Origin of the sequence: Allosphingosinicella sp. (genome assembly GCF_036387215.1) — a bacterium.
GTDB lineage: Bacteria > Pseudomonadota > Alphaproteobacteria > Sphingomonadales > Sphingomonadaceae > Allosphingosinicella.
On sequence record NZ_DASVUE010000278.1, the window covers coordinates 1 to 3,636 of the forward strand.

General features: G+C 67.7%; 6 protein-coding genes. 3 read left to right on the forward strand and 3 right to left on the reverse strand.

Annotation, left to right across the window (positions count from 1 at the left end):
- Positions 1 to 136: 136 nt before the first annotated feature.
- Positions 137 to 1,675, forward strand: coding sequence for a peptidoglycan DD-metalloendopeptidase family protein (locus VF662_RS11355; RefSeq protein ID WP_464141166.1), 1,539 nt, complete (start codon positions 137 to 139; stop codon positions 1,673 to 1,675).
- A gap of 1 nt (position 1,676) precedes the next feature.
- Here VF662_RS11355 and VF662_RS11360 read toward each other — a convergent pair whose 3' ends face one another.
- Together VF662_RS11360 and VF662_RS11365 are read right to left on the reverse strand one after the other, a co-directional pair.
- Positions 1,677 to 2,117, reverse strand: coding sequence for a DUF488 domain-containing protein (locus VF662_RS11360; protein ID WP_464141168.1), 441 nt, complete (start codon positions 2,115 to 2,117; stop codon positions 1,677 to 1,679).
- A gap of 3 nt (positions 2,118 to 2,120) precedes the next feature.
- Entirely contained in the window at positions 2,121 to 2,333 is a 213-nt protein-coding gene (locus tag VF662_RS11365; protein WP_464141170.1) for a hypothetical protein, read from the reverse strand.
- Between the two features lie 77 nt (positions 2,334 to 2,410).
- Between VF662_RS11365 and VF662_RS11370 the strand changes: the two genes are divergently transcribed.
- Both VF662_RS11370 and VF662_RS11375 read left to right on the forward strand, forming a co-directional pair.
- Entirely contained in the window at positions 2,411 to 2,791 is a 381-nt protein-coding gene (locus VF662_RS11370) for a hypothetical protein (RefSeq protein ID WP_464141174.1), read from the forward strand.
- Positions 2,792 to 2,833: 42 nt separating this feature from the next.
- A complete protein-coding gene (locus VF662_RS11375) occupies positions 2,834 to 3,019 on the forward strand; it encodes a PspC domain-containing protein (RefSeq protein ID WP_464141176.1) in 186 nt (61 codons plus the stop codon).
- A 117-nt stretch (positions 3,020 to 3,136) separates the two neighbouring features.
- Here the strand turns inward: VF662_RS11375 and VF662_RS11380 are convergent.
- Positions 3,137 to 3,636, reverse strand: a 500-nt coding sequence (locus tag VF662_RS11380; RefSeq protein WP_464141178.1) for a DUF2721 domain-containing protein, incomplete at its 5' end; no start/stop codon positions are given.

The following is a 3,636-nucleotide window of genomic DNA, read 5'->3' on the forward strand; positions in this document are numbered from 1 at the left end:
CGGACTCCGGCAGCCTTAACTTTACTTCAACCGTCTTTAACCACAGTCAGGCTCCCGTCGCGGGAGTAGCAGGACGAGGGCGTAAGCCTCGCCGCATCCGCGCTGGGGTGGCAAGGGCTGCGGGGGCACAACCGCTTTGTATCAATATAGCGACTTCTCTGCCGGCGCCGGCAGCGGCACGGCCGCCTTGAGCCTCGACAGCGCAATCTTCCGCCCTGCGCCCGCAGTCGATTTCCGCCAGAATATCCGCGGCTTCGGCGCGAAAGCGGCCGCGATCGAGCTGGTCACCGATCTCGGCGCCGGCATCGGCTCGCGCGAATGGCTGCGGGGCTTTGCCGCCTGCGCCGCGCTTTGCCTTTCCGCCTACGCACTCGCACCCAGCATTCAGCCGATCTCGATGGTTGGGCCGGCGCCGATGGGCGATGCCAACTGGGAAGAAGCCCGGGCGCTATCGATCGCGCCGCTCGCTTATGGCGCCGACACCGGCCGCCGCATGGCCGCGACAGATGCGGTTGCGCCGCTTGCCGACACGCCGGAGCGGCCGAGCATCGAGCTTATCGCAACGCTCGGCCGCGGCGACGGCTTCACTCGGGTTCTGGAGCGCGCCGGCATCGCAAAGGCAGAGGCCTCGCAGGTCAGCGAGCGGGTCGGCGAGATCGTGCCGCTCACCGATATCAAGCCCGGGACCGTGGTGGACGTGACCCTGGGCCGACGCGCCAACCGTCAGGTCGCCCGGCCGCTCGATGCGCTCTCCTTCCGCGCACGGTTCGACCTCAAGCTCTCAGTCAAACGGGTGGAGGGCAAGCTGACGCTGGCGCGGATCCCGATCTCCGTCGACGAAACGCCGCTCCGCATCCAGGGCCGCGTCGGCTCCAGCCTCTACCGCTCGGCGCGCGCCGCCGGCGCCCCGGCGAAGGCGGTGGAGGCCTATATCCGCGCGGTCGCGGGGCAGGTGGATGTCGGCAGCATCGGCGCCGACGACCGGTTCGACATCATCCTCGAGCATCGCCGCGCCGAAACCGGTGAGACCGAGACCGGCGCGCTTCTCTTCGCGGGCCTGCAGCGCGCGTCGGGCAAGAGCGTGCAGCTGATGCGATGGAGTCAGAGCGGGCGCGTCCAATGGTTCGAAGCGGCCGGCGTCGGCCGGACCAGCGGTACCTTGCAGCGGCCGGTGCCGGGCCTGGTCTCCTCCAATTTCGGCCTCCGCCGCCACCCGATCCTTGGCTACACACGGCTCCACAAGGGAATGGATTTCCAGGCGGGCTACGGAACGCCGATCCTCGCCGCCACCGACGGCCGCGTCGCAGCAGCCGGTTGGGCCGGCGGCTATGGCAAGCAGGTGCGGGTCCATCACGCGGGCGGCCTCATGACCAGCTATTCGCATATGAGCCGCATCGCCGCGCAGCCGGGCAGCTTCGTCCGCCAGGGCCAGGTGATCGGCTATGTCGGCTCCACCGGCCTTTCGACCGGGCCGCACCTCCACTACGAGCTCTACCGCAACGGTGCGCCGATCAACCCGGCCTCGGTCCGGTTCGTGGTGCGGGCGCAGCTGAGCGGCGGCGAGCTCGCGGCGTTCCGCAGCAAGCTTCGCGGCCTGCTCTCGGTGCCGACGGGTAGAAGCCAGGTGCAGCAGGCCTCCGCAACGCCGCCGGCCCGCAAGCCGGCCCGCGCCTGATCTAGAGGTCCACCACCGAATAGCCGCTTCGAGCGGCGAGGCGCTCCGCCACGACTGCTCGGTGGCAGCAGCCGGCCTCGGCTTCGAAGCAGAGCAAGGCGGCGTGGCGTTCGCGCGCCGCCTCGTCCGCCTGCACCATTGCGAGCTCCGCCTCCGGCGTCTCGAGCTGGGTCTCGAAGATGGCGTGCATCTCGGCAATCCGGCCCTTGCGAGCGGCCTCCCGGCCCGCCTTGGGCGTGCCGAGCGCGCGCAGGTGCAGGTAGCCGATCCCGCGCTCCTTCAGCGCCGCCGCCATTGCCGTCTTCGAGAAGCCGGGCCTGCGCGACGCGGCGACGGCGCGGACGTCGATCACGAGCTCGACCTGACCGTCGGCAAGCTCCGCAAGGAACTCGTCCACCGTCTTGCGTTCATAGCCGATCGTCGAGAGCCGCCGAGCCGTCATGGCTCAGTCCTTAGCATCATCCTCGCCGCGGCGCATCGGCAGCGACCACATGATCTGGCGGCGGAGCGCGGCCTCGAGCTCATCGAGCCCCGCCTGCTGCGCGTCGGCCCGCTTCACGAGCAGCCGTGCAAGCACCTGCTCCCGGCTTTCCGGCCGCCATCTAAGCTGACGCCCGGAGGAGACGGCTTTGTGGAGGCGGGACGAGAGACTGGACATGAGATGCTCCCCGGCTTGCGTCCGCGTGCGGACGCTCTCCAGTAAGGGGCCAGCCCTTTCAGATATCCGGAAAATTCGTGGCTAACGCGGCGTTAGGCACGAATAAGCCTGCGCCTCCACCGGCACCGCTGTTCGATTTCGGACAGGGACTGTCCGCTCCCGAGCATCGCCGAATCGGCTCCGCCAACAGTTGGGAAATCTCGCCGCTGATTGGTGCTGGATTTTTCGATCTGTTCATCCGCCCGCAAGAAAAGCACGCATTTCTGCGGCTTTCGCGGTTTGGCACGCTCCCTGCAACACCGTTGGCATGGTCGCCGGAATGGCCGGTGACCGGTTCAGGGAGATACAAAATGTCCAATGTCAGCCTTACCCAGCTCGCCACCTCGCTGCTCGCGGCGCTCGTCACCAGCACGATCTTCATCTCGGCGGCAGTCGGCCCGGTCGGTCAGTTCATCTGACCGGCCGAACCACCCACAAGATCAATACAAGGACCCAAGACGATGAACGGTCACTACGCGCTCGACAAAGGCAATGCGAAGCTGATGGGCGTCTGCTCCGGCTTCGCCCGCTGGGCCGACGTGGACCCGATGCTGACGCGCCTCACGATGGTGCTGCTCACCTTGTTCCTGGGTCCGATCGCGCTCCTCGCCTACATCGTCACCGCGATGGTGGCGAACAACGGATAAAGGGAGCGGCGATGAAGCACAGTCTCTACCGCCAGTGGATGATCCGGCTGCAGCTGTTCCTGGCAGCGCGGGAACGGCAGGCCGGAAAGGCCCGGGCGGGCGCCGCCGCCTGACCCCTCAGACGCGGGGCGCCGGCATCAGCTCCCGGCGCACGCGAAGCGAGCGCATCGCGAGGCGGATCTCGTAGAGGAACAGCACCAGCCCAACGATCAGAAGCAGCATCGCCAGGATGAACAGCAGCGCGATCGGTGTGGCGAATGCGAACGAGGCCAGATCCGCCACGAACAGGATCGCAACCACCAGACAGACGAACAAGGCGCTTGCCGTGCAGGCGCTGATCGCGTGGTTCACGACCTTCATCCGGCGGTCGAGGATGCACAATTCCGCGGCCGCGCGTGCGCGGGCATCCTCGTCGAACGAGGCGAACTCCGCCTCGAGGTGACGGGCCCGGTCGACGACCCGCGCCAGCCGCTGCGCGAGCACGTTCAGGATCCCCGCGATACCCGCAAGCAGGAAGACCGGCGCGATCGACAGCTGGATGAGATGCGCGATCGTCGAGACGGGGATGGTCTTGTCGATCATCGGCAGCTGCATCCTTCTGCTCCAGGCCGGAGGAG